At 63.5% G+C, this 22,597-nt stretch carries 21 protein-coding genes; 9 read left to right on the top strand and 12 right to left on the bottom strand.

Annotated features, from left to right (window positions below; all coding sequences use genetic code 11):
• Positions 1-45 precede the first annotated feature (45 nt).
• Complete coding sequence (locus ACZ3GY_RS02745) at positions 46-1,407, bottom strand: ATP-binding protein (RefSeq protein ID WP_465908850.1); 1,362 nt, start codon at positions 1,405-1,407, stop codon at positions 46-48.
• A complete protein-coding gene (locus tag ACZ3GY_RS02740) occupies positions 1,404-2,069 on the bottom strand; it encodes a response regulator (protein ID WP_225834846.1) in 666 nt (221 codons plus the stop codon). The genes ACZ3GY_RS02745 and ACZ3GY_RS02740 overlap by 4 nt, the downstream gene beginning before the upstream one ends.
• A 148-nt stretch (positions 2,070-2,217) precedes the next feature.
• Between ACZ3GY_RS02740 and ACZ3GY_RS02735 the strand changes: the two genes are divergently transcribed.
• Genes ACZ3GY_RS02735 through ACZ3GY_RS02725 form a run of 3 tightly spaced genes read left to right on the top strand, consistent with a single transcriptional unit; the run spans position 2,218 to position 4,711 of the window.
• Complete coding sequence (locus ACZ3GY_RS02735) at positions 2,218-2,484, top strand: PepSY domain-containing protein (protein ID WP_463563818.1); 267 nt, start codon at positions 2,218-2,220, stop codon at positions 2,482-2,484.
• Positions 2,484-3,023 (top strand): cytochrome b/b6 domain-containing protein, encoded by a 540-nt coding sequence (locus ACZ3GY_RS02730; RefSeq protein WP_465908849.1) that lies wholly within the window; start codon positions 2,484-2,486, stop codon positions 3,021-3,023. The genes ACZ3GY_RS02735 and ACZ3GY_RS02730 overlap by 1 nt, the downstream gene beginning before the upstream one ends.
• A gap of 17 nt (positions 3,024-3,040) precedes the next feature.
• On the top strand, positions 3,041-4,711 hold the full coding sequence (locus ACZ3GY_RS02725; protein ID WP_465908848.1) for a phosphoethanolamine transferase: 1,671 nt from the start codon (positions 3,041-3,043) through the stop codon (positions 4,709-4,711).
• A gap of 43 nt (positions 4,712-4,754) precedes the next feature.
• Here the strand turns inward: ACZ3GY_RS02725 and ACZ3GY_RS02720 are convergent, their stop codons facing one another.
• From ACZ3GY_RS02720 to ACZ3GY_RS02710, 3 genes are read right to left on the bottom strand one after another with little or no spacing between them, the layout of a single operon-like run.
• Complete coding sequence (locus tag ACZ3GY_RS02720; protein ID WP_465908847.1) at positions 4,755-5,975, bottom strand: nucleoside permease; 1,221 nt, start codon at positions 5,973-5,975, stop codon at positions 4,755-4,757.
• A gap of 43 nt (positions 5,976-6,018) precedes the next feature.
• Entirely contained in the window at positions 6,019-7,086 is a 1,068-nt protein-coding gene (locus ACZ3GY_RS02715) for a sugar phosphate isomerase/epimerase family protein (protein ID WP_465908846.1), read from the bottom strand.
• Positions 7,083-8,249, bottom strand: coding sequence for a Gfo/Idh/MocA family protein (locus ACZ3GY_RS02710; RefSeq protein ID WP_465908844.1), 1,167 nt, complete (start codon positions 8,247-8,249; stop codon positions 7,083-7,085). Before ACZ3GY_RS02710 ends, ACZ3GY_RS02715 begins: the two co-directional genes overlap by 4 nt.
• Before the next feature lie 169 nt (positions 8,250-8,418).
• Between ACZ3GY_RS02710 and ACZ3GY_RS02705 the strand changes: the two genes are divergently transcribed.
• Together ACZ3GY_RS02705 and ACZ3GY_RS02700 are read left to right on the top strand one after the other, a co-directional pair.
• A complete protein-coding gene (locus tag ACZ3GY_RS02705; RefSeq protein ID WP_465908843.1) occupies positions 8,419-9,423 on the top strand; it encodes a LacI family DNA-binding transcriptional regulator in 1,005 nt (334 codons plus the stop codon).
• A 142-nt stretch (positions 9,424-9,565) separates the two neighbouring features.
• Complete coding sequence (locus ACZ3GY_RS02700) at positions 9,566-10,459, top strand: LysR family transcriptional regulator (protein WP_465908842.1); 894 nt, start codon at positions 9,566-9,568, stop codon at positions 10,457-10,459.
• Between the two features lie 17 nt (positions 10,460-10,476).
• Here ACZ3GY_RS02700 and ACZ3GY_RS02695 read toward each other — a convergent pair whose 3' ends face one another.
• Positions 10,477-11,244, bottom strand: a complete 768-nt coding sequence (locus ACZ3GY_RS02695) for a carboxymuconolactone decarboxylase family protein (protein WP_465908841.1) — start codon at positions 11,242-11,244, stop codon at positions 10,477-10,479.
• A gap of 257 nt (positions 11,245-11,501) precedes the next feature.
• Here ACZ3GY_RS02695 and ACZ3GY_RS02690 point away from each other — a divergent pair, with 257 nt between their 5' ends.
• The 3 genes from ACZ3GY_RS02690 to ACZ3GY_RS02680 are packed head-to-tail and all read left to right on the top strand — an operon-like array spanning position 11,502 to position 13,643.
• Positions 11,502-12,491, top strand: coding sequence for an aldo/keto reductase (locus ACZ3GY_RS02690; RefSeq protein ID WP_465908839.1), 990 nt, complete (start codon positions 11,502-11,504; stop codon positions 12,489-12,491).
• A gap of 16 nt (positions 12,492-12,507) precedes the next feature.
• Complete coding sequence (locus tag ACZ3GY_RS02685) at positions 12,508-13,101, top strand: flavodoxin (protein ID WP_465908838.1); 594 nt, start codon at positions 12,508-12,510, stop codon at positions 13,099-13,101.
• Between the two features lie 38 nt (positions 13,102-13,139).
• Entirely contained in the window at positions 13,140-13,643 is a 504-nt protein-coding gene (locus ACZ3GY_RS02680) for a (R)-mandelonitrile lyase (protein ID WP_465908837.1), read from the top strand.
• Positions 13,644-13,653: 10 nt separating this feature from the next.
• Here the strand turns inward: ACZ3GY_RS02680 and ACZ3GY_RS02675 are convergent, their stop codons facing one another.
• Positions 13,654-14,778 (bottom strand): metallophosphoesterase, encoded by a 1,125-nt coding sequence (locus ACZ3GY_RS02675; protein WP_465908836.1) that lies wholly within the window; start codon positions 14,776-14,778, stop codon positions 13,654-13,656.
• A gap of 625 nt (positions 14,779-15,403) precedes the next feature.
• On the opposite strand from ACZ3GY_RS02675, the gene ACZ3GY_RS02670 reads away from it, so the two are divergent.
• Positions 15,404-16,660, top strand: a complete 1,257-nt coding sequence (locus ACZ3GY_RS02670; protein ID WP_465908835.1) for an OprD family porin — start codon at positions 15,404-15,406, stop codon at positions 16,658-16,660.
• 66 nt (positions 16,661-16,726) lie between these two features.
• Here the strand turns inward: ACZ3GY_RS02670 and ACZ3GY_RS02665 are convergent, their stop codons facing one another.
• The 5 genes from ACZ3GY_RS02665 to ACZ3GY_RS02645 form a co-directional block, all read right to left on the bottom strand.
• Positions 16,727-17,272, bottom strand: a complete 546-nt coding sequence (locus ACZ3GY_RS02665; protein WP_465908834.1) for a nucleotidyltransferase family protein — start codon at positions 17,270-17,272, stop codon at positions 16,727-16,729.
• Between the two features lie 2 nt (positions 17,273-17,274).
• Positions 17,275-18,243 (bottom strand): XdhC family protein, encoded by a 969-nt coding sequence (locus ACZ3GY_RS02660; protein ID WP_465908833.1) that lies wholly within the window; start codon positions 18,241-18,243, stop codon positions 17,275-17,277.
• Positions 18,244-18,318: 75 nt separating this feature from the next.
• Entirely contained in the window at positions 18,319-20,541 is a 2,223-nt protein-coding gene (locus ACZ3GY_RS02655) for a xanthine dehydrogenase family protein molybdopterin-binding subunit (RefSeq protein ID WP_465908832.1), read from the bottom strand.
• A 153-nt stretch (positions 20,542-20,694) separates the two neighbouring features.
• Entirely contained in the window at positions 20,695-21,678 is a 984-nt protein-coding gene (locus ACZ3GY_RS02650; protein ID WP_465908831.1) for an FAD binding domain-containing protein, read from the bottom strand.
• Positions 21,678-22,361, bottom strand: a complete 684-nt coding sequence (locus tag ACZ3GY_RS02645) for a (2Fe-2S)-binding protein (protein WP_465908830.1) — start codon at positions 22,359-22,361, stop codon at positions 21,678-21,680. Before ACZ3GY_RS02645 ends, ACZ3GY_RS02650 begins: the two co-directional genes overlap by 1 nt.
• Positions 22,362-22,597 lie beyond the last annotated feature (236 nt).

The raw sequence follows: 22,597 nt of genomic DNA, 5'->3' as shown, positions 1-22,597 counted from the left end.
TCGAGAGCCGGCCCTGAAAGCAGCCGAACGACTTTTATCTAATCATCAAGTCACCGAATCAGGAAACCTGACCACGGCACTGAAGCCCTTCGGACTGGCATTGCTGAAGCCGATGGAGCCGCCCAGATGGCGAGCGATCATGCCGACGATGGCCAGCCCCAGCCCTGCGCCCTGAGGGTTGCCCGCACTGTGGAAGCGCTCCCCCAGACGCGGCAATCGGGCGTCTTCGACACCCGGCCCCTGATCGACGACCTGCAGCTGCACGCCCTGGCCTTCACGGCGAACCCGCACGCTCACTTCGCTTCCCGGTGAGGAGAAGGTCAGCGCGTTGCTGACCAGGTTCTGCAGCAGGATGACGATCAGCCCGCGTTCGCCCTGGATCACCACGGCCTCGTCGGCCTCCAGCTCCAGCTCGATCTGCCGGTTCAGCGCCAGCGGCGCCAGATCCGCCAGTTCCTCGCGCACCACCGCCGTCAAATCGAGAGGCTGCAGGTTCTGCGAGGGCGCTTCCAGGCGGGCCATGGTCAGCAACTGGCTGGCGATGCGGGTGGCGCGATGCACGCCCTGCTGCAGGAATGCCAGGGCTTCCTCGCGCTCCTGCACGCTGCCGGCCTGCAGCGCGTTGCGCACATGGATATCGAGAATCGCCAGGGGCGTACGCAGCTCATGGGCGGCATCGGCGATGAAGCGTCGCTCCCGTTCGAGCAACGCACGCAGTTGGCTCAACACGTCATCCAAGGCCAGGCGCATCGGCTCCAGCTCCGGTGGCAACGGGCCGGCCGGCAACGGTTCGAGGCTGTGCTCCGGGCGTTCGCGCAGTTGCTGAGCGAGACGCTGCAACGGGCGCAATCCCCAACCCAGCAGCAGCCAGATGAAGGCGGCCAGCAATGGCAAACAGATCAGCGTCGGCATCAGCGTGTGCTGGAGAATCTGATGGATCAGGTCCTGGCGCAGATCCTCACGCTCGCCGACCCAGATCCGCAGCCCCTGACCGGCATCCTCCAACAGCACCCCACACCACTCCTGATCGTTGAGAAAGAAGTCGTGAATCCCGGGTGCGGGCGGCGACGCCAGTGGCGGCGCCTGCTCGGAACGCACCAGCAGCGTGCCGTCTGCGGCCCACACCTGGAACGCCAGGTTGATTTCATAAGGATGGGAAAAGATGCCCTCGGCCGAGAGATCCAGGGCGCTGTCCAGCGCATGCCGGACGAATTGCCAGTCGGTCGGCTGGCCGTCCGGCTGCTGCAGCATGCCTTGCAGCACCCGGGCGGCCTGTACCAACTGGGCGTCATAGACAGCCTCGGTCTGCCGATGGCTGTCTCGCAGGGCGAGCAGCACCAGGGCCAGGCTGCCGACGAGCACCAGGGCGATGGTCGGCGCGAGAATGCGCGTACGGATGGAAATCATGGCGCGCGCTCCACCAGATAACCGACCCCGCGTACGGTGCGTATCAGATCGCTGCACAACTTGCGGCGCAGGTTGTGAATCAGCACTTCGAGGGTGTTGCCAGGCCCGCTTTCCTGCCAACCGTAGAGGGCGTTGCCGAGGCGTTCACGGGTGACCACCACGCCGGGACGGATCAATAGTTGATGCAACAGCTGATATTCCATGGGTGTCATCGGCACGCTGCGGCCCTGATAGCGCACTTCCTGGGTAGCCGGGTCGAGGCTCACGCCGGCGTACTCCAGCACCGGCTGCGCCCTGCCCTGGCTGCGGCGCAGCAAGGCGCGGATACGCGCTTTCAGTTCCTCGGGATCGAAGGGTTTGACCAGATAGTCGTCGGCACCAGCATCCAGCCCGAGGATGCGATCCTCCATGGCGTCACGGGCGGTGAGCACCAGCACCGGTACGGCATTCTCGCTGCGCGCGCGCAACTGGCGCAGCAGCGTCATGCCATCCAGGCGCGGCAGACCGAGGTCGAGTAGCACCAGATCGAACTGCTCGCTGCGCAGGGCGTGGGCGGCTTCGATGCCGTCTTCCAGCCAGTCCAGCGTATAACCTTCGCCGCGCAGGGCGACGCGAATTCCGCGCGCCAGGGCGCGATCATCTTCAACCAGCAGGACACGCACGCGACGCACCTCGTCAGATATGGCGGCGGCCATGATGCGCCGTCTGCAGCCCGATTTGCACGGACTGTTGTTACCGAGATTTGCCCATTAAGACTTTCCTAAGCTTCGCGTCGCAAGGTGAGGCTCACCACCACAGGAGAGTCCCACCATGCGTTACTTCGCCCTTCTCGCACTGCTGCTTGGCAGCCCGCTGGCCCTGGCCAGCACCGAATGCACCACCGCCGACCGCTCGACCTGGCAAGACCCGGAGAAATTCCAGGCACAACTGAAGGAGCAGGGTTACCAGATCAACAAGTTCAAGATCACCAAAGGCAACTGCTACGAGATCTACGGCTTCGACAAAGACAAGCGCAAGGTCGAGATCTATCACGACCCGGTATCTGGCAAGGCGATCAAGACCGAGATCGAAGACTGATGCCCGCGGCGACGATACGACTCTGGGACCCGCTGATCCGGCTGTTCCATGTGTCGGTGGCCGGAGTCTTCGTCGCCAACTATTTCTTCACCGAGGAAGGTGACGACTGGCATACCTGGCTCGGCTACTACGCCTGCGCCTGGCTGGCGGTTCGCCTGGTGTGGGGCTTCGTCGGTTCGCGCAGCGCCCGCTGGGCAGACTTCTGGCCGACGCGCGCGCGCCTCGCCGAACACCTGAGTCACCTGCTCGGCGGCCGTGCCTATCGTCGCCTCGGCCATTCGCCGCTGGGCGCCGTGGTGATGCTGCTGATGATGGCGGCCATCGCCACCCTAGGCATCAGCGGCTTCCTGATGCAGGAAGTGGACGCGCTGTGGGGCGTCGACTGGCCACTCACGCTGCATGGCTGGGTCGCCGATGGCCTGGCCGCTCTGGTGGTCATCCACATGGCCGCCGCGCTCATCGAAAGTATTCACCTGCGCGAAAACCTGCCGCTGTCGATGATCACCGGCAAGCGCCGCGCCCATTCCGAAGACCGCTGATACCTCAGGAAAACCCCATGCTGCCCATACGTGCGCGTTTTAGCTCTGGAGCGCCGCGCTCCTGGCTGTCGCTCGTGGCCCTGGCCACTCTCAGCTGTCTGTTGCTGCTCGCCGACGATTTTCTGCAGCAACTCTTCACCCCCAACAACCACGCCGAGTTGGAAGCCGGCTACGTCGCCATACTCTGGCTGTTCAGCCTGGGACTCTGGTTATGCAACCTGCGCTGGCTGAGCATGATCATCCTGGCGCTGTTCGCGGCGATGCAACTGATGCAGCTGGCCAATATCAGCTTCTTCGGCGAACCGCTGACCGCCATCGATATCCAGTCGCTGCTCAACGACCCGGGCGAGGTTCGCGAAACCGCGGCGGATAGCTTCGCTCGGCACTGGCCGGTGCTGCTCTGCGTGGCCATTCCCTACGGCCTGCTGCTCGCCCTGCACTGGCGTTTGCCGGGCAGAATCAGCTTGCCGGAGAGCCGCTGGGCGCTGGTGCTGATCGCCGTGGTATTGCTCTCGAAACCCTACCGCGCCACCTACCGCAACCTCGACTCGTTCGCCGCCAGCCCCAGCCGCAGCGCGCTGCACAACAACCTCAACGTGTTCTCCGCCTGGGCCGTGCATCTGGCGTTCAAGCCGGAGGTCGAGCTGCCGCCCGCCCCCTTCACGCCGTATGCGCTCAGCCCCAGCCTGAGCGAGGCGAAACACGTCTGGCTGGTGGTCGCCGATTCACTGCGCAGTGATCGCCTCGGGGTGTTCGGCTATGGCCGCGATACCACGCCACAGCTGGCCAGTTACCTGCGTGACCACCCCAGCGCCTTCGTACGCCCCGGCATCGCCGCCGGGGTGGCCACCGATGTCAGCCTGCCCTACCTGATCAATCCGATTCGTGAACCGGGGCAGGACTCGCTGCTGCGCACCGGCGACATCAACCTGTTCCGCTTCGCCAAGCAGGCAGGCTTTCGCACTCACTGGATCTCCTCCCAGGAATCCAAGCTGCTGGCCAACCTGGGCAGCCGCTATCTGGACGTGTCGATCACCCGCGAGGATCACCCGGTACGTTTCCTCAAACAACAGGATCGCGCCCTGCTCGACGTGCTCGACAAGCAGCGCTGGGGCGAGCGCAATTTCGTGGTGCTCAACCTGCGTACCGCCCACCTGCCCTATGCGCAGAACTATCGCCATGAAACGAAGCCGGCACCCTGGGCCGACCAGGGCGCCAACGGGCAGAGCAATGCCTATGACAACTCGGTGCATTACCTCGACAGCCTGCTGGCCGAAGTCATCGCCGACTTCGACCGCCTGGAGGGCGAGCGTTACCTGATCATCACCGGCGATCATGGCCAGCGCCTGGGCGAGGGAGGCCACTGGGGCCACAACGATCTGGTGCCGGAAGTCAGCGACGTGCCGGTGATCGTCATTGGCCGCGAGGCGCAGCCGCAAGTCATGGCGAGCCTGTCAGCGGAGCGCTGGATCAGCCATTACGAGGCCGGCAAATGGCTTGCCGCGCGCCTCGGCACGCGCATCGACAACCCCAACCTGCGCCCCAACGAGCATTTCGTGCATGGCAAGCTGCTGTTCACCGACAACTTCATCCAGCGCGTCTGCGAAACGCCGGCGGGCCTGATCCATCACCCACCGCAGCAACTGAGCATGCTGCTCAAACAGCCCGAGGCCCGCTGCGAGGGCTGATCTGCCGTCGCAGGTGGCTTGCACCACCTGCGACAGGCAACCCTCAGCCAACCGGCTTGCCCGCGGCACGCTCGCGGAAGGTCAGCAGGAAGGCCAGCAGTACGCCAGCCGAGAACACCGCCGGGAACAGCCAGATGCTGAACCAGTCGTGGGCGCCCTGGATGGAGTAGTGATCGGACACCATGCCGGCCACCCAGAAACCGATCAGCATGCCGACGCCATAGGTGGCCAGGGTGATTAGACCCTGGGCCGAGCTCTTGATGCTCTCGCCAGCCTTGCCGTCGGTGTAGATCTGCCCGGAGACGAAAAAGAAGTCGTAGCACACGCCGTGCAGGACGATACCGGCGACCAGGAATGCCACCAGTTCGCCGCTGTTACCGTAGGCGAACAGCACATAGCGCAGCGCCCATGCCGCCATACCCACCAGCAAGGTCGCCTTGATCCCGAAGCGCTTGATGAACAAGGGCAACAGCAGCATGAACAAAACTTCCGAAACCTGACCGAGGGTCATCATGCCGGTCGGGTTGGCAACGCCGATTTCGGTCAGGAACAGGTTGGCGTTCTGGTAGTAGAAGGCCAGCGGAATGCAGATCAGGATGGAGGCCAGAAAGAAGGTCGCGAAGCCGCGATCCTTGAGCATCTGCAAGGCATCCAGGCCGAGCAGGCGCTTGATACCGGCCTGCTGGCCGGGCACCGGAGGCGTCGCTGGCAGGCTGAAGCTGTACAGCCCGAGCAGCAGCGAGGCGCCGGCGCAGAGCAGGAAGGTGTTGCGCAGGGCGCCATCGGCGATGGCCTGCTGGGCATCCCAGGCGAACACGAAACTGATCACCAGGCCGGCTACGATCCAACCCAGCGTGCCCCACACCCGCACCTTGGAAAACTGCGCCGCCGGGTCGCTCAACTGCCGAAACGCCACCGCATTGACCAGCCCGAGCGTTGGCATGTAGACCACCATGTAGCAGAGCACCAGTGGATAGAAGGTGGCGAAATCCTCGGCTCGGTAGAGCTGGTACAGCAGCACCGCGCCACCCAGGTGGAGGATCGCCAGCAAGCGCTCGGCGTTGACGAAGCGGTCGGCGATCAGGCCGACCACGAAGGGCGCCAGAATCGCCCCCCAGGACTGGGTCGCGTAGGCCATGCCGATCTGTCCCCCACTGGCCTCCAGGGTGCGCCCCAGGAAGGTACCCAGCGTGACGAACCAGCCTCCCCAGATGAAGAACTGGAGAAACATCATCACGCCCAACCTGACATTCAAAGTGCTCATGTTCTTATCCTTGTTGTTGTTCACGAGACAGCGTTAAACATATTCAGTCCAAGCCCAGCAGCCCCCGATTGCGCGAGGTGCTGCTGGTGACCCCGGCGAAATCGTCGAAGGCGCGTTGCGCACGGGTGATCAAATGGCGGGCGATGACATCCGCCCCTTCGCCAGCACCCTGGGCAGCGTCCTTGAGGCAGCACTCCCACTCCAGAACCGCCCAGCCCTGATAGCCGTACTGGGTGAGCTTGCTGAAGATCGCCTTGAAGTCGATCTGCCCATCGCCCAACGAACGGAAACGACCGGGGCGATCGACCCACGCCTGATAACCGCCATACACCCCGGAACGGGCATCGGGCCTGAACTCCGCGTCCTTGACGTGAAACATGCGAATGCGCGGGTGATAACGGTCGATGAAGCCCAGGTAGTCCATCTGCTGCAGCAGCATGTGGCTGGGGTCATAGAGAATGTTCGCGCGAGAATGACCACCGACAGCGCCCAGGAAGCGTTCGAAGGTGGCGCCGTCGTGCAGGTCTTCGCTGGGGTGCAACTCGTAGCAGAGGTCGACACCCGCCTCATCGAAGGCATTGAGGATCGGCAGCCAGCGCCGCCCCAACTCGGCGAAGCCTTCTTCCACCAGGCCCGCCGGGCGCTGCGGCCAGGGATACAGATAGGGCCAGAGCAGCGCGCCAGAGAAAGTCGCGTGAGCCGACAGGCCCAGCCGCTGACTGGCCCTCGCCGCCAGCTTCAACTGGCTGACCGCCCACTCGGTACGCTCTCGCGGGCGGCCTCTCAGATGCACCGGGGCGAAGTCGTCGAACAGGCTGTCGAACGCCGGGTGTACGGCGACCAACTGGCCTTGCAGGTGAGTGGACAGTTCGCTGATCGCAACGCCGGCCTCGGCACAGATGCCGTTGAGCTCATCGCAATAGGTCTGGCTCTCGGCGGCGCGTTGCAGGTCGATGCACTGCGGCCCCAGCGTCGGCAACTGGATGCCCTTGTAGCCGAGCGACGCCGCCCAGCCGGCCTGGTTTTTCAGGTCGTCGAACGGCGCCTCGGCAGAGAGGAACTGGGCGAGGAAAATACCCGGGCCGCGAATGCCTTTTGTACTGGAGGTCATGACTGTGCTCCTGCGGTCGGTGCCAGCACCGTCCATTTCGCCTCGCTGGCATGGCTGGCCAGCGCCGCTTCGATGAAGGCCATGCCGCGCGCGCCGGTCTCTATGCCTGGCAGGGCGGCAGCGGCGCTGCGGGAGCCGGCAATCGCCCGAGCGAAGTCGCCATACAGATTGGCCATGGCTTCCAGATAGCCCTCGGGATGGCCCGCCGGCAGACGAATGCGGCGCAGCGCCTCCTCGCACAGCCAGCTGTAGTTGGCCCCGGCACGCAACACGCGCATCGGTTGGTCGAGCGAGCGATGAACCAGGCTGTTGGGCTCTTCCTGGCGCCACTCCAGGCCACCCTTGTCACCGTAGATGCGGATCTTCAGGGCGTTCTCTTCGCCGGCGCAGACCTGGCTGGCGAGCAGCACGCCGCTGGCCCCCTGCTCGGTCAGGAACAGCATCGCGCAATCATCGTCCAGCGCGCGGCCGGGCACGTGGGTAGCGAGGTGCGCACAGATGCGCGCGATACGCTGACCACTGACGAATTCGACCAGGCTGAAGGCATGAGTACCGATATCGCCGATGCAGCCGCCCTGCCCCGCCAACTGAGGGTCACCACGCCAGGCAGCCTGGCGGTTGCCCTGGCCGGCAAGGTCGTCGCTGAGCCAGCCCTGGGGGTATTCGACATACAGCTTGCGCACCTGGCCGAGCTCGCCAGTCTGCACCATGTGCCGGGCCTGCCAGATCATCGGGTAGCCCTGGTAGGTGTGGGCCAGCCCGTAGAGAACATCTGCGTTATCGAGCAGCTGCGCCAGGCGGCGGGTGTCGGCACTGGTCAGCGCGGCGGGTTTCTCGCAGAACACATGAATGCCGGCTTGCAGCGCAGCGGCAGCGATGGGCGCATGCAGGTGATTGGGCGTGACGATCGCCAACAGGTTGATGCGTTCACTGGGGTCGAGGCCCGCCTCGCCCTCCAGCAGCGCCTGCCAACTGGCGTACACACGCTGCGCAGGCAGGCCACACTCGCGGCCGGTTTCGGCATTGCTGGCCGGATCACGGCTGAAGGCGCCGGCCACTAGCTCGATACCTCCGGCCAGGGCGGCAGCCTGGCGATGCACCTTGCCGATGAAGGCGCCAGCGCCACCGCCGATCATTCCCAGCCTTACGTTTGCAGCAGGCATGCATAACTCCGTCTTGCGCTATTTTTATGGGTATTCTCATCAATGTAACCGGTTACATTGAAAGATATATAGACCTCGGCCTTAGCCAGGTCAAGCGCGCCACGACGGTCGGGTTGCGGTAATCTAACGGCGAACCGGCGCTCGCCGCTGGCCAGAAAACAGAGGGTGCATGACAAATATCCGCAAGGTAGCCGCACTGGCTGGCGTCTCGGTCGCCACGGTATCCCGTACCCTGAAAAGCCCTGCCCAGGTGTCGCCGGAAACCCGCGAAAAGGTGCTCGATGCCGTCGAGCACGCCGGCTACAAACCCAACCTGATGGCCATCCAGTTTCGCTCCCAGCGCACCCGCAATCTGGTGGTGCTGGTACCGGATATCGCCAATACCTTCTTCGCCCAGGTCATCCGCGGCATTCAGGAAGCGGCCAGCGCGTTCGGCTATCGGGTGCTGCTGTGCAATACCCTGGGCAACCCGGAAACCGAGCGGCAGTTCGCCGAGCTGGTGGATGCCAGGCAGGCCGACGGGGTCATCCAGCTGCGCGCCTTCGACCCGTTCGCGCGCCAGGATCATCCGCCGCTGGTGAACATCTGCGAGATCGTCGACGACGCCCCCTGGCCCACGGTCAGCCTGAACAACCGCGGCGCCGCCCGTACCATGACCGAGCACCTGCTGGATCTTGGTCATCGCCGTATCGGGCTGATCCAGGGGCCGCCGGACAGCCCGCTGACCCGCGAGCGCTTCGCCGGTTATTGTGAAGCCCTCGACGCCGCGGGTATCGAGCTCGATCCCGCCCTGCTGCAGGACGGTAACTACGACTGCCAGTCCGGGCATGCCGCGACGGCGCACCTGCTGCGTGCCGAGCCGCGCCCGACGGCGATCTTCTGCGAGAACGACGAAATGGCCATGGGCGCCATCCGCTGTATTCGCCAAGCCGGCCTGCGGGTTCCCGAGGACATTTCGGTCGCCGGCTTCGACGACATCTCCTTCGCCGCCTTTTGCGACCCGCCGCTGACCACCATCGCGCAACCGGCTGAGGCCTTCGGCCAGCACGCGGTGGCAATGCTGCTCGCCCTGCTGGAAGGAAAGAGCATCGCCGAGCATCGCCTGATCCTGCCTTTCGAACTGGTCGTTCGGGCGAGCACCGCAGCCCGTTCACAGCCGCCTGCTCAGGCCTAACGGCAGCTGCGAGCCCAGGGGCGACAATGCTGCTTGCCTGATACTGCGGCTGACATCAAAAGAGAAAATTAGCGCTGAACGAGACGCCCATGACCTGCTTATGATGCTGCGCTGAACATCCTCCCCCGAGCCCGAATCGTAGATGCCCAGAGAAAATTTCAACGACCTGCAGGCCTTCGTGGTCATTGCCCGGGAGGGCAGTTTTACCCGCGGCGCAGCGCACCTCGGTGTTTCCCAATCGGCCCTCAGCCACACCATTCGCAGCCTGGAAACGCGTCTCGGCGTTCGCCTACTGACCCGCACCACGCGCAGCCTGGCACTCACCGAAGCCGGCGAGCGGCTCTACGCCACGGTGGCGCCGCGCCTCGAAGAGATCGAGGCGGAGATCAGCGCTGTCAGCGAGTTTCGTGACAAGCCGGTCGGCACGCTGCGTATCACCACCTCCGAACACGCCGCCAACAACATCCTCTGGCCCAAGTTGCACAAGGTGCTGTGCGACTACCCGGATATCAAGGTTGAGATCACTGTCGACTACGCCCTTACCGATATCGTGGCGCAGCGTTACGACGCCGGCGTGCGCCTCGGTGATCAGGTAGCCAAGGACATGATCGCCGTACCGATCGGCCCGACCCTGCGCATGGCGGTGGTCGCCTCGCCGGAGTACTTCACCCGCTACGAGATCCCGCTCACCCCGGCGGATCTGGCTCGGCATTGCTGCATCAACCTGCGCCTGCCCACCTACGGCGGCTTGCTGCAATGGGATTTCGAGAAGGACGGCCATGAAGTGAAGGCCCGCGTCGAGGGTCAGTGGACCTTCAACAGCAGCACGCCCGTACTACGCGCCGCCCTGGCTGGCTGCGGGCTGGCCTTTCTGCCCGACGACATGGTGCAGGAACAGTTGGCCGACGGCAGCTTGGTGCGCGTGCTGGAAGACTGGTGCGAGCCATTCGCCGGCTACCACCTGTACTACCCGAACCGCCGCCAGTACTCCCGCGCCCTCGGCGTGATCATCGATGCGCTGCGTCACCCGGGCTGAGTAGCGCCTGCAACGGCCTACTGGCGCGCCTCGAAAACCGACTGCAGTACCGGCAGGGCCGACATCGCCCGCGGCCAACCCGCGTAGAACGCCAGGTGGGTGACGACCTCGGCCGCCTGCTCGCGGGTCAGGCCGTTATCCATGGCGCGGTTGAGGTGGAACGGCATCTGCTCGGCCTGACCACGGGCGATTAGCGCCGCCACGGTAACCAGACTGCGATCACGCGGCGCCAGCTGCGGTCGTAGCCAGAGGTCGGCGAACAGTACGTCGTCGGTGTAACGCGCCAGACGCGGCGCAACCGGTGCCACGTTATCGCGCACACTCTTCGTCCGTCGTGTTTCAGCCGCTTCATCGACCGGCAACGGCGCCTGGCCTCCCGTCTGGTAACGCTCTGGATCGATGCCGCGCTTTTCGAACACGTCGCCTGTAACGCCCACTGCCGACATCGCGCTTGGCCAGCCGGCATAAAACGCCAGGTGCGTGATCAGCTCGACGATCTCCCCCGGTTCGACACCGTTGTCCAGCGCCAGATTGATGTGCGAGGTCATCTGCGCTGATTGCCCATTGGCGACCAGCGTCGACAGCGTGACCAGGCTGCGATCCCGGGGCGCGAGCGCCTCGCGCTTCCACAGATCACCGAACAGCACCGTTTCGGTGTAGGCGAACAGCTGTGGCGCGGTTTGCCGTGCCTGCCGGGCGGCGGGCGTATCCGGTACGCCCTGAGCGGCAGCTTCCAGGGAAACGGCGCAGAGCAGTGTGGAAGCCAGGGATGCACGGGATTTCATGGGAACACCTGTCCGTTCACTTGAGGTCTTGAAAGCCTAGGGCCCAGACCTCGCGTGAGTAAGACCAGAATCACGCATACGGTGGTGAGCAAAACTCATGAAAACCACTGATCAACTCATGAATTAACCTCATGACGCTATGCCGACTTTACTACCTAGTGCTGCCCTCCCCCGCTGATTAAGGTGAGTCAGGCTTATTCGATACCACTGCACTCGCTACCAGAGAGCAGCGGCCGAACCAGACGGGAGAAGTGCAGATGCAAAAACGCCAACTCGGCAACAGCGGTCTTGAAGTCTCGGCCATTGGCCTCGGCTGTATGGGGCTGAGCCACGGCTATGGACCGGCAACCGATCGCAATCAGGCGATAGCACTGATCCGCGCTGCAGCGGATCGCGGCGTGACCTTCTTCGATACCGCCGAAGTGTACGGGCCGTTCATCAACGAGGATGTGCTTGGCGAAGCCCTGGCCCCCATGCGTGATCAGGTGGTGATCGCCAGCAAATTCGGCTTCACCTTCGGCGACGACGGCAAACAGCAGATACTCGACAGCCAGCCACGGCAGATTCGCCTGGCCGTGGAGGGCTCGCTCAAGCGTCTGCGCACCGAGCGTATCGACCTGCTTTACCAGCATCGTGTCGACCCACAGGTGCCCATCGAGGATGTCGCCGGCACCGTCGCCGAGCTGATTGCCGAGGGCAAGGTGCTGCACTTCGGCCTGTCCGAAGCCGGCGCGAGCACCATCCGCCGTGCTCATGCCGTGCAGCCGCTCGCGGCCCTGCAGAGCGAATATTCGTTGTGGTGGCGCGAGCCGGAGGAGGAAATCATGCCGCTGCTCGAAGAGCTGGGCATCGGTTTCGTGCCCTTCAGCCCACTAGGCAAGGGCTTTCTCACCGGCGCGATCAAGCCGGGCCAGCAGTTCGGCAGTGACGATTTCCGCAGCCAGGTGCCGCGCTTCGCAGCCAGCGCACTGGATGCCAATCAGGTACTGGTCGAGCTGCTGCAGGAAATCGCCATGGACAAGGGTGCGACACCGGCACAGGTGGCGATTGCCTGGCTGCTGGCGCGCAAACCCTGGATCGTGCCGATCCCCGGCACCACCAAACTGGCGCGGCTCGAAGAGAACCTGGCCGCCGTAGCACTCACCTTCGATGCCGCCGAGATGAGCCGGATCAGCAATGCGGTCGAACAGATTCCGGTGACCGGCAATCGCTATCCCGCGGCGCTGCAGGCGAGGGTCGGTCGATGAAAGCCGGAAACTGCTCATGAGCGATGCCCACGACCCACTGCGCCGCACGCTGCTCGCCGCGCTCGCCAGCGCCCCCTTTCTGGCTGGCGCCAGCGCCGGCACCCAGGGCGCCGAGGTACAAGGACAGGGTTCGCGCCTGCTGGTGGCGTACTTCTCGCGAAGCGGCAACACCCGCGTCATCGCCGGCCTGCTGCAGCGTACGCTGAAGACCGACCTGCTGGAGATCCAGCCGGCCACGCCCTATCCCGAGGACTACCTGCAAACCGTCGAGCAGGCGCGCCAGGAGCGCAACAGCGGCTACCGACCACCTCTCGCGTCCACAGGGGTGGATCTCACCTCGTACGACACGCTGCTGCTGGGCTTTCCAATCTGGGGCGGTAGCACGCCGCCGGTGATCCGTTCCTTTCTGGCCGCTCACGACCTGTCCGGCAAAACCCTGATCCCGTTCGTCACCCATGGCGGCCATGGGCTGGGGGACAGCAGATCGATGCTCGCCAGTCATGCGAAAGGGGCACGGATGCTCGAAGGCTTCACCCTGGAAGCCGATCAGGAGCGCCGCACCATGGAGCGCGTCAACCGCTGGCTCGAAGACGCCGGGATCAGCGGCTGAGACGCCTTCCACCCATTCATCGATTGAGGAGATCCAATATGAGTACACGTCGAACCAAGGCGTTCGTGACAGCTGCCGCGCTATCGCTGGGCAGCCTCAGCGAGGCGCAAGAAACCACCGATATCCGCATCGCACGAGCCGGCGAACAGCCGTCCGTGCAGGTGCCCGCCGAATACTTCACCGGCAACGTCCGCCTGGATGCGCCGTTCAAGGGCAGCGATGCTGCACGGGTCAGTGGCGGCACGGTCACCTTCGAGCCGGGTGCGCGCACTGCCTGGCACAGCCATCCGCTTGGGCAGACGCTGATCGTGGTCAGCGGCGTGGGCTACGTGCAGAACTGGAATGGTCCGCGCCGGGAAATCCGCCCGGGCGATACCGTGTGGATCGCGCCGGGGGTCAAACACTGGCATGGCGCGACCGCGACCACGGCGATGAGCCATATCGCCATTGCCGAGCAGCTGGACGGCAAGGCTGCCGACTGGATGGAAAAGGTCTCGGACGAGCAGTACGCAGCGCCGCCACAGGCCGCTTCGGCGCAGTGAGGCTGAGGAGCTAGCCTTTGGCTGCACGCAAAGTGATGCGGGTGATCTCCGAAGGTTTGCCCAGGCGCAGCGGGAAGCCATTCCACAGCCCTGCGCCATTGCTGACGTACAGACGCATGTCACCCACCGCGTACTCACCGGACACATAACCCTCGTTGAACGCCTGGGTGACCCAGTGCATGCCCAGTACCTGACCGCCGTGGGTGTGACCGGACAACTGCAGATCGGCACCGGCGAGGGCATTGCCCGCAGCCGCCAGTGGCCGATGGCTAAGCAGGATCACCGCCGCCTCCGGGGCAACCCCGGCGAGTGCGGCTTCGATGTCAGGCAGCGGCTGACCAAAACGGCTGGCGGCCGGATCGGTGATGCCAGCCAGCACCAGGCTGGCACCCGCGTCCTCAATGGTCACGTGCTCGTTGAGCAACATGGGCAGCCCCAGGGATTCGAAGTGGCCAAGCCAGTTCTGATACTCCGCGTAGTACTCGTGGTTGCCGGGAATCGCGTACACACCGAGCCGTGCGCGCAGATCACGCAGCGGCTCGACATCCTGCTCGCGGGCCGCGACTGTGCCATCGACCAGATCGCCGGTGATCACCATCAGATCCGGCTGCAGCGCGTTGGCCTTGGCGACCACCGCTTCCATCCACGGGCGCTGCAGCAGGCGACTGGCGTGCAGATCGGTGAGCTGCACCAACTGCAGGCCATCCAGCTCGGCCGGCAACTGCGCCAGCTCGATCTCGACGTCGCGTACATCCGGCACCCGCACCGCCTGCCAGACGCCCAGCGACGTCAGCAACATGGCGGCCAAGCCGACGCCTGCCCGTAACCGGGGCGCCTTGACGGCACTGCCGACGGAGCCAGCCCGTGCGAAAACCAGCGCAGTGAAATCCAGCACCAGCAGCACCAACGCGCTGACAATCAGCGCACCGAATGCCCAACCCAGCAGCATCAGTACCTCGCCCGGAATCTCGGGGGAAGCCATGCTGCCAAAGAAGATGCGGGTGATCAGGTGGTGCTCGGCGACCAGCAGGATCAGAACGCCCAACAGAACTTTGACGGGGCGCGACCAGCGCTGGATGCAGATCATTCGCCAGAATACATACAGGGCTATGAGGCCCGTGATCAGGTGAAACACGGTTTATCTCGCTTGTTCAGGAGGTGAATCGGCTGCGGCCTCATGTGACCTCGACAGCGCAACGGGGTGCCGCTTTTTCCTGTAAGCCTTTGCAACAGGAATAATCTGACGGCGCGCTTACTACTGCCAGCCGCCAAAAAGATAATCTATAAAGATAAAAGCCATGCAAATAAAGTATCAATTAACGAATACCCTTATGAGCAGAAGTCATCAATAACAATATCCAACTATCAATATCGCGCCTTACCATGAATGAGCGCCAAGCGTATTGCCCATTCCAATTAAAAACAGCACAAAACTACTGACTGCTTAATTCAAAGCACTTTTCTATGGGCAAAAAAAACCGCCTCATAGTGAGGCGGAAACCAAAGGATGATGAACTGGAGAGACCACCGGCTACTCTCGGAGCCAATGGTTATGAGTTCATCGCCTCGAATGCTATAGGTAAACCCCTGCCGCTACGCATCATTTCCATCGATAGTAATAATCGACTCCTGTGGTTGGCTCATGCGCCAACGCCGATGATAACTATCGCACTGCGCTGGTATATCCAGCGCACATAATAATTATGTTGTGACATTGGTGAATCAATACTTCAACACCTGCCAATCGACTAGGAGCATCCATGTTCAAACACAAGAAACTCGCACTCGCCTGTGCGTGTCTGGCAGCAGGCATTCCATTGGCACAGGCCAGTGAGCAATCCGAATCCAACGGATTCATCGCCGACAGCAGCCTGAAGCTGCTGCTGCGCAATGCCTACTTCAACCGCGATTTCAAGAACAACGCCGCCGACGCCAAGGTGTGGGGCCAGGGTTTCATCACCACCTTCGAGTCCGGCTTTACCCAGGGTACCGTCGGCGTGGGTGTCGATGCCTTCGGTCTACTCGGGGTCAAGCTCGACAGCGGTCGGGGCCGCAATTACAGCGCGTTCTTCAATACCGACGGCGATGGCCGCCCGGTCGACGACCTTTCCCAGGCGGGCGCGGCAGTCAAGCTGCGCTTCTCCAATACAGTAGTCCGTTACGGCAACCAGTTCCCGTCGCTGCCTGTGCTGGCCCATGACGACAGCCGCCTGCTCCCGCAATCGTTCACTGGCACATTGGTTACCAGCAACGAAGTGCAGGGCCTCGAACTGAATGCCGGTCGTTTCACTGCCGACAGCCCCATGGGCGATCCGGCACGGGACGCCAACCGCCTGAAGAAGATCGATGTACTGGGTGGCAGCTACGCCTTCACCGACAACCTGAGCGCCGCGCTGTATCACTCGGATGTGGAGGACGTTTACAAGAAGTACTACGCCAACCTCAACTACACCACCGAGCTGAGCGACACCCAGGCGCTCAATTTCGATTTCAACCTGTACCGCACCGACTACGATGACAACTCGGACGCAGCGCTGGACTTCGGCGGCGACGGCCGCAATGACCGCAACAACATCTGGAGCCTGGCGGCCAAATACAGCGTCGGTTACCACGCCTTCATCATCGCCCACCAGCGAAGCAGCGGCGACGCCGGCTATGCCTATGATTACGGCGATGGCGGCAGCAGCGTCTACCTGGCCAACTCCTATTACTCGGACTTCAACCTGAAGGACGAGCGCTCCTGGCAGGCCAGCTACGAGCTGGACTTCTCCGGCTATGGCGTACCGGGCCTGCGCTACAAGTTCGCCTATGTGCGTGGCGACAACATCGACACCGGTGGCGACAAGGAAGGCAAGGAGCGCGAGCTGTTCAACCAGGTCAGCTACACCGTGCAGAACGGTGCGGTCAAAGACCTCTCCGTGCGCCTGCGCAACTCCATCTACCGCTCCAGCAATGACGTAGGCCCGGATCTCAACGAGATTCGCGCCTTCGTCGAATACCCGCTGAGCATTCTGTAAGGCCGCCAAAAGCAAACGACGACCCCCGGGTCGTCGTTTGCTGATCACGCTTGCAGGCCAGAAGCACTACTCAAACAGACGGCGTACCCGCAGCAGATCTTCGAGCGTATCGATGTCCGTGAGGATGCCCGGATCATCGAGCGGCAGTTGCAGCGCGCGTCCCGCAGCACGGTAGCGCTGCACGACAGACGCCCCACCGGCCTCGCCGCTGAGCACAGCCAGTTCGTCGAAGCACTCGCGAGCAAACCCCACCGGATGGCCTTTAGCGCCATCGAAGACCGGTACCACCACGGGACTCTCCGCCAGGGCAGCAGCCACACTGCGGATGCTCTGTGCTGTCACCAACGGCAGATCGCCCGGTAGCACCAGCCAACCGGAAGCACCTGCGGTAGCCCGCACACCTTCGGCAATCGAATCGGCCATGCCATCGCCACGGGCACTGTGTACCACGTGAACGGCGAGCCCGGAGCGTTCGACCGCTGCCAGCACATGGTCGAGAACCGGCTTGCCGTGCAGATCGGCCTGCAGCTTGCTCACTGCGCCACCAGAAGCCCGAAAGCGCGAGCCGCGACCCGCCGCCAGCACGATCACCACAGGAGCGTGCGAAACCATGCCTACACCGCCCCCCGGTCGATACCGTTGGCGACCCTGAGCACATCGGCCATGGTCGCCAGGGCGATTTCCGCCGGCGACTTGCTGCCCAGTTGCAGACCGATCGGTGCGTGAATCCGCTGCGCCTCTTCAGGCGTCAGGCCGCCCAGGCGCACCAGCCGTTCCATACGTTTACCGCTGGTGCGCTGCGAGCCCATGGCGCCGATGTAGAAGGCATCGGTACGCACGGCTTCGATAAGCGTCAGATCGTCCATACGCGGATCATGGGTCAGGGCCAGCACTGCGGTGGCGCGATGGGCGCCCTGCTCGGCGATAAAACGTGCCGGCAGCAGTTCGAGTACCTGCATGCCCGGCAGGCTCACCTCGGCGATCACCTCGGGCCGCGGATCGCAGAGGATCACCTCGTAACCGAGGGACATCGCAAAGCTGGCACAGAACTCGGCGACCGGCGACCAACCCGCGAGGATCACCCGCAGCACGGCACCGACGCGGATCGACACATGTTCCTCGCCGCGCTGAATCTTCGCATCGCTCATGCTGGCTGGGCGGCACTCACCGACCCCATTGCCCAGCGGCACGTCGCGGATCAGCAGTTCACCGCCGCCGAGAGCATGCTCGACCTGCGCCAGCATCGCCTCGGCGATAGCACCAGGCTCGATGTACTCGACCAGTACATCGAGCACGCCGCCACAGGGCAAGGCACGGGTCGGCGTCAATCCGCCTTCGCCGTAGCGCACCACCTGATTGCGGGTGGCGAACGAACCGCTGGCCACCCGCTCGAGAAAATCTTCCTCCACGCAGCCGCCAGACAGCGACCCGCAGAATGAACCGTTAGGCAACGCCACCAGCATCGCACCCGGCGCGCGGGGAGCAGAACCAAAGGTCGACAGCACGGTGCACAACCAGATCGGTTGCCCCTCTGCCAACCAGGCACGAGCCTGCTGAATTACCTGCAGGTCAAGTTGCTTCATCAACACCACCTCGCCACATCAACCCAGGCAACGCAGGCCACTCGCTTGACGGCCTGCGCTCGTTCACGCCCCCGATTACCGGGTGGCCATCAATTTTTCCTTGGTGATCGGCAGGCTGCGAATACGCTGCCCGGTGGCGTGGTAGACCGCGTTGGCGACGGCGGCTGCGAGCCCCGTCACGCCGATCTCGCCAATGCCCCGTGCGCCGAATTCGCCAAGCTGGTAATCGGGATAGTCGAGCAGCAGCACGTCGATATCCGGCTGATCACCATGCACGGGCACCATGTACTCGGCGAAGTTGTTGTTCACCGGCAAGCCATTGCGCGGGTCGTACTCGGCCGCCTCGAACAGCGCCATGCCGATGCCCATGATGATCGCGCCCTCGACCTGGTTGCGCGCCGCCAGCGGGTTGACCACCTTGCCGACGTCGATGGCGCTGACCACCCGCGCAACCCGCAGGCGAGAGATACCCGGATCCCAGCGAACCTCGACGAAATGCACGCCAAAGGAACGGAAGGAGTACTTGTCGTTCTCCGAGGCACCGCTGTGGTAGGTCGCCTCTGCCCGTGACAGGCGCTGGCGGGTCAGTACATCGGCAAAGCTGGCGTTCACGCCGCCCTTGCTCAGTTGTCCGCTTGCACCCAGTTCCAGGCTTTGTGGATCCTGGCCAGCGAAGGGGCCATTGTTCATCACCGCGTACTCGCGCAACTTGTCCAGCGCCTGGCGAGTCGCGCCGGCGACGGCAGGCATCAGGCTGGCAGTCACCCAGGAGCCACCGGACAGGGCGCCAGGCGGGAACGACGAATTGCCCAGTTGCACCTCGACGCGATCCATCGGCAAGCCAGTCAATTCGGCGACGGTCTGCGCGATGATGGTGTAGGTGCCGGTGCCGATATCTTGCAAGCCGCACTGTACCAGCGCGCGACCATCGGCGCGGAGGATCACCCGCGCATCGGTCGCCACCTGAAAAGCCTCCCAGTTGCAGGCGCCCACGCCGTAGCCGATCAGCTCGTCGCCTTCGCGCATGGCGCCGACGGCCGCATTGCGCTGATGCCAGCCAAAGCGCTCGGCAGCCTTCTCGATGGCTTCCGGCAGGTGATTGCTGGACCACGGCAGGTCGGTGCTTTCATCTTTGCTGGCCAGGTTCTGCTGGCGGAACACCAGCGGGTCGACGCCGCTTGCCAGGGCGATCTCATCGATAGCCGATTCCAGGGCGAACAGACCGGGCGCCGCACCGGGCGCACGCATGGAGGTCGGCGTACCGCGATTCACCTGACCCATGCTGTGGCTGACCAGCACGTTCGGGCAGGAATACAGACTCTTGGTCACCCCGCCGCAGGTCTCGGTGTAGTTATCCAGCGTCGAGGTGCTGTTGTAGGACTCGTGACGGATGGACAGCAACTTGCCTTCGCCATCGGTAGCCAGGCGCATCCGCTGGCGGGTTTCCGGGCGATGGCCAACGGTGGTGAACATCTGCTCGCGCGGCAACATCAGTTGCACCGGCCGCTTGGTGACCCTGGCAGCCGCGCAGGCGGCGATGGAGTGAGGCCAGGGCCACAGCTTGGCGCCGAAACCGGAACCGATGTAGGGCGCCAGCACCTCGACCTGATCGGTGGACAGGTCGAAGACATTGGCTAGCACGTTGCGGTGGTTGACCACCCCCTGGCTGCTTTCGTAGACGAACAGACGACCATCACGCCAGTGGGCGGTGGTGGCATGCATTTCCATGGGATTGTGGGTTTCCACCGGCGTGGTGTAGGTCACGTCGATGCGGTGCGCCGCCTGCTGAAACCCCGCTTCGGGATCGCCACGCTCGTGGCCACCACCACCGGCACGCGCACCACGGGTACGCAGCGCATCCTGCAGGCTGTTGATCGACGCGTCCGCCTGGTAATCGACGTTCACCTGATAGGCGGCCGCCCTCGCCTGCTCGAAACTCTCGGCCACCACCAGGGCCACGAACTGCCCTGGATAGTAGACCCGGTCGTCCTCGAAGGGCAGCCGGTGCTCATCCACCTTGCTGGCGGTGAGGATGTTCTTGATCAGGTTCTTGGCGCCACTGGGCGTGCGATGCAGGCGAGGGAAATTGCCGTGGTGCAGCACCTCGACGACACCGGGCATACGCCGCGCCTGCTCGTCGTGAACCACCACTATCCGCCCACTGGAAATGCTGCTGTAAACGCCATAGGCGTAAAGCTGACCGTCCAGATGATGATCCGCGGCATACAACGCCGCGCCACTGACCTTCTGACGACCTTCTACGCGCCGCTGGGCGACGCCGATGATTTTATCGCTCATGAATAAGCTCCTGAAGAGCCTTTTCACGATCTAGCGAGCTAGAGCCATACAAGGCAAAAATAAGCGAGGAAGCGGAGTTTACGGCTGTAAATGAGCATTCCGAGCTTGTTTTTAACGCAGTAGGGCCGACGCGCAGCAGATCGTGAATAGGGTCTAAGTCGTAAGGTCGCGCAGGTTGCGCATAACCACCTGCTGCCCCAGTGGAATCTTGAAAGCATTGTGCTCGTAAGCCCGCGCCCCTTTGACCGCCAGTTCCGCCGCCCGGGCGAAGGTCTCCGGGGTGGCCCGCTGACCAATCAGCGCCCGCTCGGCCTCGGTAGCGCGCCACGGCTTGCTGCCCAGCCCACCCAGAGCGACGCGTGCGTCGGCGATGCGCTGCCCGTCAAGCACCACAATGATCGCGCTGGAAGCCAGGGCGAATTGATAAGAGGCGCGGTCGCGCAGCTTGAGATAGGCGGAGCGGCTGCCGGCAAGCGGCGCGTCCAGGGTCACGTGGGTGATAAGCTCACCGCGCTCCAGCGCATGCTCGCGCCACGGCGTTTCTCCAGGCAGCAGGTGGAAGTCGCCGAACGGGATTTGTCGCTCGCCAGCGGCGCCGCGAACGGTGACCTGTGCGCCGATGGCTGCGATGGCCACGCACATGTCCGACGGGTGCGTGGCAATGCAGTGCTCGCTGGTTCCCAGCACCGCGTGCACGCTGCGATTCAAGCCGCCGATGGCCGCGCAACCCGAACCCGGCTCACGCTTGTTGCAGGCTGAGGTACCGTCGCGGAAGTAATTGCAGCGCACCCGCTGCATGACGTTGCCGGCGGTGGTCGCCTTGTTGCGCAACTGCGTCGAGGCACCGGCCAGGAGGGCCTGGGACAGCACGGGATAGTGCTCGCGCACCAGCGGGTGATTGGCCAGATCGGTGTTGCTGACCAGTGCGCCGACGCGCAGCCGGCCATCGGCCAGGCGCTCGACCTGCTTCAGTTGCAGGTGGTTGATGTCGACGATCTGCTCAGGCTTCATCACGTCCAGCTTGACCAGATCGAGCAGCGTGGTGCCGCCTGCCAGGTAAGAGCGTGGTTCGTCGCCGGTCATCGAACCCACGGCGTGTGCAGGAGACTCGGCACGCACGAAATTGAAAGTCCGCATCAGACTGCCCCTCCCATCTTCGACCGCGCGGACTGCACCGCACTGAGGATGTTCTTGTACGCGCCACAGCGGCAGATGTTGCCGCTCATGGCTTCGCGAACGCTGGCGTCGTCGCTGGGAATGTTCGGATCCTTGAGAATCGCCACGGCGCTCATGATCTGCCCGGACGTGCAGTAGCCGCACTGATAGGCGTCATGCTCCCAGAAGGCTTCCTGCACCGGGTGCAGGGTATCGCCTTGGGCCAGGCCTTCGATGGTGGTGATGCTGTCGCCGTCATGCTGCACCGCGAGAGACAGGCAGGAATTGATCGCCACGTCATTGACCAACAGGGTGCAGGCGCCGCATTGACCGTAATCGCAGCCCTTCTTGGTACCGGTCAGTTGCAGGCGGTCACGCAATACATCGAGTAACACAGCATTGGCCGGCACGTTCAGCGCGTGCATCTGACCATTCACGACCAGCCGAATACGCTGCTCGCCGACGCCGGGTGCCGACTTGTCCTCGATACCGGGCACGGCATTCTGGACGGTCGCCAGGGCGCTCTCGGGAATCAGGCCGGACAGTGTCGCCGCCGCGATGCCGGAGGCACCAAACTTTAAAAAACTGCGGCGCGTCGGTGATACCGCCACTGCGGCCGGATCCACTTCCACCACAGGGCTCTGCAAGGTCTTCTGATCTTTCATCACGGTCACCTCAAGGTCGCTCATCTCGGCAGACCGCTGAACATCGGCGGCTACCACGACTCGTTTCGTTTTATTACCACTGCACCAGTGCATTGAACTTGGTAGCTGCGGCTCTCATTTCGGTTCACTGTTTTTAGTCAGTGAATAGTCTGCATGGCAAAGTTCGTCGTTCACTCGGGTAAAGAACAGCACGAGGTACCGCGATTGATCCATTCAACAGATAACAGGCATTCGCG

The organism is Pseudomonas sp. PME37.24/006 (genome assembly GCF_055556635.1).
The sequence above is the reverse complement of the archived record's forward strand: the minus strand, read 5'-3'. Positions and strand labels throughout refer to the sequence as shown.